The 7079-nt window shown below is 42.3% G+C and carries 3 protein-coding genes; 1 reads left to right on the forward strand and 2 read right to left on the reverse strand.

The features are described from left to right. Positions 1–283: 283 nt before the first annotated feature. Positions 284–499, forward strand: coding sequence for a hypothetical protein (locus tag AC37HE_RS09090; protein WP_500782515.1), 216 nt, complete (start codon positions 284–286; stop codon positions 497–499). A gap of 752 nt (positions 500–1251) precedes the next feature. Here AC37HE_RS09090 and AC37HE_RS09095 read toward each other — a convergent pair. Both AC37HE_RS09095 and AC37HE_RS09100 read right to left on the reverse strand, forming a co-directional pair. Then, positions 1252–3381, reverse strand: coding sequence for a S9 family peptidase (locus AC37HE_RS09095; protein ID WP_500782516.1), 2130 nt, complete (start codon positions 3379–3381; stop codon positions 1252–1254). Between the two features lie 97 nt (positions 3382–3478). Further along, on the reverse strand, positions 3479–6439 hold the full coding sequence (locus tag AC37HE_RS09100) for a DEAD/DEAH box helicase (RefSeq protein WP_500782517.1): 2961 nt from the start codon (positions 6437–6439) through the stop codon (positions 3479–3481). Between the last annotated feature and the right edge of the window lie 640 nt (positions 6440–7079).

Below are 7079 nucleotides of genomic sequence, written 5' to 3' on the forward strand. Positions count from 1 at the left end.
GAAAAGGATTTAATGAATTGTGTTACCAAAGTTATGTATATACCAAGGATGTTAATTTTCAGTGTGGCTTTTACCTAAAAGAACTGAACAGTGATGAAAGCAAACAAATAAACGGTGGTTTTAAGAATTTAGCTCGATTTGCAATTATTTGACAAAAAAGTTCTTTACTCTCAAATTTTGAGAGTACCCTAATTTAAATTCGTACACAAGTTTAGTGCACAAAACCCAGGTGGAACCCGAAAAGCCTTAAAATAGAGTAGGTTGTTTGTTAAAATTATTTACCATGGAAGAACTGAGTAAACAAGAATTGATGAAAGTTGGTGGAGGAGATGGAGGGGATGCCTTTCTTGCTTTTTGTACAATTGCAGGTGCAGCGATGGTTGGTGTTGGCTTGCTTGCAACAGGGCCAGTTGGAATTGCAGTTGGAGTTATGGGAGGCTGTATGGGCTGGGCAAGTGCAACAGCGGGAGTTGTTAAAGCATTAGCAGAGTATTATTAGATTAATAAATAATGAGAGCAATTTTGTTCTCATTATTTTAATATTTTGTAACAAATGAGCAAATCGTTTTTGATATTATCGGGATGTATAACTACTTTGGTCTTTACTCTAATGAAGAGTCAATTGTATATAATCGATATCTTATTGAATTTTTATTTTTTCGGAGGGACTATTTTTATTTTTTCATACTTAATACGGATTTTAAAAAATGCAGAATGGGAGGGGAACAAGATTTGTCTTTCCTTATCAGTAGGTATTGAACTGATATATAATAGTTTGTTCTCAATTTATTTAACGATTCTTTCATCCGTTATTTTTTCTGCCCTTCATATTGTGTACATGAATGATAATACTCCTAGGGAGTGGAAAGTTTCGGTGGAGATGGAAAGTTTTAGACGTGAATTTGTAGAAAATAAAGCGTTTTACAAGATTAGATTACTCCTACTCTTCATCCTTTTATATTGCATTGGATTTTTATTACTGCTGGACTTCGGGAAAATAACCATTGCGAATTCTTTTTGGTAATCTCTGCTTTTGTACAGATTACCGTTACTTAAGTGCAATGTTATTAATTGTATATTTTAGTGTGCTGATATATACTCCACGACATGAACACCAACGACACTGATTTAAGCCCATAATCGCAAATAAATGAATCAGCGAAGAACAATTTAAATCAATGTCATCAGCGTTCTATTATCTTCAGGTTGTAAGTCCGATCATCTGAAATCTAATAGTCTGGCAATCTTTCTTTATAAAAAATCGAAAAAATACTGGCTGACTTTATCCATGAGATGTACCCGGTCTTTTCCACGTACATTGTGCGGATGCGTTGGATACGCAAAGAAATCAACCTGTTTATTTTGCTGGATGCACTCCCTCAGGAATTTCATGCTATGTTGCATCACCACTGTATCGTCCTGAACGCCGTGAATCAACATTAATTTACCCTGAAGGTTGCTAACATGATTGATCATATTGGTTTCTTTATAACCTTCCGGGTTTTCCTGTGGTGTGTCCATATAGCGTTCGCCGTACATGACTTCATACATATCCCAATCGACAACGGCACCACCGGCAACACCAACTTTAAAGGTTTCAGGGTGGCGTAACATCAGGTTTAAAGTCATAAAACCGCCAAAACTCCAGCCATGCACGCCAATCCGGGTTTGATCTACGTAAGGCAGGCTCTTCAGGTAATCAATGCCTTTCATTTGATCTTTGGTTTCTTCAACACCCAGCTGACGGTGAATCACTTCTTCGAAAGCTTGTCCGCGATTGGCCGATCCACGGCTGTCGACAGTAAATAGGATGTAGCCTTTTGAAGCCATATAGTAGAACCACCAGTTTGCATCATTGTGCCAGGTATTATCAACCAGTTGAACGTGCGGACCACCGTAAACATAAACGATTGTAGGATATTTTTTATTCGGGTCGAAGTTGTTGGGTAAAATGATTCGTCCGTACAAATCGGTTGAATCATCCGCAGCTTTGATGGTTACAATTTTGTTTTCCCCCAACTCGTAATCTTTCAGTGTGTTTTCGGCTTTAGAGATTGTTCGAACCAGTTTGCCGCTGGTTTGGAGCAAATCGGTTTGTCCCGGATTCGCAAAAGCCGACCACTTATCGGCCAGGTATTTAAATGAAGGTGAAAAACTGGCCTCGTGTGTACCAGCTTCGGAGTCCAGCTTCATTAATTCTCCGCTTTTCAGGTTCACCCGATAGATATGGCGATCGAGCGGGCTTTCTTTGGTGGCTTGAATGTAAGCGTATTTCTCTTTGGCATCCGTGCCGTAAAATTCGGTTACTTCCCAGTTGCCTTTGGTAAGCTGGCGAATCATTTTCCCGTCGGTATTGTACAGGTAAAGGTGGAACCAGCCATCGTTGCGTGTCCAGTAGTAGAACTCGTTGTCATTCGTTTTTGAAAATACGATAGGATGCTGTGGCTCCACATAGGTTGAACGGGTTTCTTCCAGGATCGTTTTCACTTTTGAACCATCGGCAACGCGGTATTGGTTTAGGTGCATATCGTTTTGATCCCGGTTAAGCTCGGCTACATATATATATTCTTCGTTTGGTCCCCAGCTGATATTCGTCAGGTAGTGGTCGTCAGGACCGCCCGATTTCAGGAAAGTGGTTTTTCCTGTCTCCAGATTGTAAATACCCACAGTTACCTGGTGGCTGGTCATTCCGGCCATTGGATATTTAATGGGGGTTTCTTCAGCCTCACGAGTCATATAATCAACCAACGGATAATCTTTTACCATGCTTTCGTCCTTGCGGTAAAAAGCCAGGTATTTACCCGATGGCGACCAGAAAGTTCCTTTGGTAATCCCAAACTCGCGTCGGTGTACATAGCGGCCGCAAACCACACCTTCTTTCGTTTCATGGGTAACCTGAATTTCTTTCCCATCCTTCTGGATAAACAGGTTTTGACCTTTTACGTAGGCTACTGCCTTAGCTCCTGCGCTGAAATCATCTGCTTCAGCATCATCCGGTGTTGTCAGGCTATATTCAAACTGTTTGCTTTGCAGGTTGAAAGCAGCTGTTTGATTGTCGTTTTTAAATATGACTTCGTTGTTATTGATGAAATCAAAGGCACGAATGTGCTCCAATTCGATTTTCTGACTGGCGCCCAATTGGCCTAATTCAGTAGCATTCAATAAAATCTTCGAATCGTCTTTGTTAATTCCGGTTTCCCAAATTGTGTCGGCTTTCAAATAAACCAAACTATTGTCACTACGCCATTGCAGCTGGTTTAGCTGACGTGGGTACAGGTACGAATAACGTCCCAGTACCGCATCGTCGAGGCTCATTTGTTTTTGAGCAAATACTGTAAGCGTAAATAGAAATGCACTTAAAACGAGATAAATTCTTTTCATCAGTATCATCTATTTTGAAAAATTGAAATACGTTATCTATTGGATTTTTGATTGCACCCGAAGCAATTAGTAGTCGAAATTTGTCAGCATTACGATTTTAGCTGAATAAGTTTAAAATTTCCTCGCGGCTAATCGCTTTAAACGGGTTGTTCGAGTTGATAAACTTCTCTGCCAATGACGATTTGCGATCCTGAAGCTGCAGGATTTTTTCTTCGATACTTCCTTCGGTAATGAAGCGGTAAACCATAACTTTTTTCTCTTGTCCGATTCGGTGTGCCCGGGCAATGGCTTGCATCTCTGCAGCCGGGTTCCACCACGGGTCGATAATGAATACATAGTCGGCCGAGGTGAGATTTAGTCCAACGCCGCCTGCCTTCAACGAGATGAGGAATATCCGGTTGTCGGGATCATTTTGAAAATTGTGGATGACTTCGGCACGGTTTGCTGTTTGCCCGGTTAGGATCGAGTATTTCCATTTCCGCGCGTCCAGTTGTTGCTTAACCAGCTCCAGATGTTTCACAAAGGAGGAGAAGATGAGTACTTTGTGTTTCTCTGCAATCAAACTCTCCAGGGTGTTTAAAATTTCGTCGAACTTACCCGATTCCGAATCGGTTTCATCGGTTCCATGCAGCATCGATGGGTGGTTGGCCAGCTGCCGCAGTTTGGTTAAGCCCTGCAGCACCACGAAGGCTGATTTTTCAACGCCATCTTTTTCAATATTCTCGAGGATGCTGTTGCGAATAGCCGATTTTTCCTGCTCATAGATGCGCTTTTGCTCGCGTGCCATACCACAATAGCGAATCTGTTCGGTAACCGGCGGCAGGTCGTTGGCCACTTGTTCTTTGGTTCGACGTAAGACAAATGGGCGAATTAAAGTTTGCAGCTTTTGCTGCTTCTCCGGATCGCTTTTCTTTTCAATTGGCGTAATGAATTCGCGCTTAAAGTAGGCCAGGTTGCCCAGCAAACCTTTGTTGATGAAGTTCATTTGCGACCAAAGATCCGACAGGGAGTTTTCAATCGGGGTGCCCGTCAGTACCAGCCGGTTTTTGGCTTTCAGTTTCGAAATCGTTTGGTATGTTTTCGATCCCGGATTCTTAATGTACTGGCTTTCATCGAGGATAACATAGAAGAACTCAATATCTTTCAATAGCTCAAAATCGTTACGAACAGTGCCGTAGCTGGTTAGGATGACATCGTAGTAGCTGGCTAAACTTTTGAAGCTGCCCGTTCGTTTTCGCGAAATACCAAAATGGCGATACACCTTGAGTGAGGGCGTGAACTTCTGCACTTCATTGTGCCAGTTGTGTAACAGCGAGGTTGGCATAACAATTAAACTGGCTGTCTGCTGTTTACTCGTTTCCTCTTCCTCGTTTTGAGGCTCTTTGCCCGGTTGGGCGAACAAATTGCCTTGCTCTAAATTCTGCTCAAATTCCGGTATGTCAACCGTTCTTTTTAATCGCTTCAATTTTAGCAGAAGCGTAAGTGTTTGCAAGGTTTTCCCCAGTCCCATATCGTCGGCCAGGCAACCTCCAAACTGGTTTTCATACAAATTATACATCCACGAAAAACCTTCGTGCTGGTACAACCGGAGATTTGCCTGCAAATTGGCGGGCACCACTATTGGTCTACCTGCTTTTGCTGCAACATCCTGCAACCGGTTGAAAAAGCTCTTGTCGATACCCTTCAGCTTTTGTTGCAATAACTGAAAATGGTGCTTTTTCAGGCGCAGGTTCTGACCTTCCTGCCTGGCAAAGGGAATAATGTCGCCATATTCCGAGAACCATTCTTTGGGAAGAATAGCTACCTCGCCGTTTGGTAATTCAAATTCGCGAATGCCCGATAAAATATGACGTTTCAGCTTGATAAAAGGAATCTGAAAAGCCCCAATTTGCACTTTAGCATAAATATCAAACCAATCTTCGCCTTCTTTGACTTCCAATTCCAGTTCCTGGTGTTCGGTCGAGTAAACTTTATCGAGGCGGTTTTGGGTGAAGCTGAACCCAACTTCGCTAAGTTGCCTTTTGTGGCGGTTTAGCCAGTTCACCATTTCGTATAGCCGATCCTGATCGCTCAGTAGATTGGCTCCTTGCGGGAAAAAACTTCCGTTTTCCTCGATTAAGCCGAGTTGGGTTAGAAACCTAATTTTCTCATCTTCCCACTCTTTATCGCGTTTTATTTTAGTGAAATGGTATTGGTTATCGGTTGCTATAAAGTCGACAACCACTTCTGTTCTGCTGTTGGGCAAATATTCGTTTTGCCCATACCGAAAACGGGGTAGTAGGACCGCTTCCATGCGCAGGTTTGGTTCCAGCGACAAAACTGCTTCTTTGTCAGCGTCACCCTCGCTGATGGTAAAACCTTCAGCCTTTACCGGAAACTCCTTCAGGGCATTCAGTACAAAGCTTTTGTAATATTTTTCTTCAACCTGCGAGGCAATGAAAATGGCTTCTTTTTCGACGAAAGGCAGCAGCTTTTTTATATTCAAAGTTTCGAAAGCGTACAGCTGTCCATGGAAAATAAAAGCGCCCGGCTCGGTTGTAACCATCGTAATCGATTTATGCAGCAGGTTAATGGGCTGACCATCGTACGAAATCTCGAGTTTATATTGAGTTCCTTCAGCGGTTCGGCTAAAGCAAAAACAACAGTCGGTAAACAGTGGATTAACCTGAATTAAATCTTCGTCGTACAGGTTCGAATACTTGGCCTGTTTCAGAAACAAGCGGGTATTGCCGCGCATCAGGATGGGAATAATCCGTCCGAGGTATTTGTCGATATACGGACTGATATAATTTTGAAACAAATCAGGATCCATTTGCTGAAAGAACTTGCTCGACTCTTTTTGCTTCGAAAATTTTTGTACCAGTTTCTCATCGCTGTATTGCTCAACCAGTTTCACCAGTTCTGCTTGCTCGTCGTTGAGTTGTAAATCCTCAATGTCCCGTTGCTTCACCATCTTGGTAATGGTGTAGAACGAGACTCTCTTCTCGATTAAAAAGGCTTGAAACAAGTAACCAAACGTTCGGTGTTCGGTCAATCCTATAATTAATTCCTGCGACATGGTGGTACAACTTCTTAAAACTCAATCATGTTTTTTTGTTTCAGCTTTTCGGATGCTCTGTCGAAACAAAACTTCAAATATAAACAAAAGGTGGGCGGTGGAGCAGAGGGCGATGGTTAATTTTTGTAAATGGAATTTGATCATTTAGCAAGATTGGATTTTCAAAACGGTTTTTGTTCGAGGCAGATCTTGTGCTGGTGTAAGCTGAAAATAAACTGGTGAGAGCATAAATGGTACTGGTCAACGGTAGAACTCCTTTGGTAGGGTTTATTTTCGATCTGGTGACGTGCTTTTCCACTCTTTTTACCATTTTTAGGAGGTAGATGAGCCTACCAGAGCGGTAGATAAGCTTACCAGATAAGTAGATGAAGCTACCAGAGAGGTAAATGTGTTTACCAGAGATGTCGGTGAGGCTACCAGAGCGGGGGACAAGCTTACCAGCAAAGAGGACAAGCTTGCCAGAGAGGTTGATGAGGCTACCAAGGGTGAGGAAAGGATTACCCGCAGCAAGACAGGGGCGGTAAGCTTTGTCGTAAATATTGGATATTCTGCATTATCCATTTTCAAAGGGGGCAAGGGCCAAGCCAGTATTACGCATGAAATGAGAAGTACTTTGTAATCTATTGGGGATTAATCAATA

It is taken from the genome of Mangrovibacterium sp. (assembly GCF_059905295.1).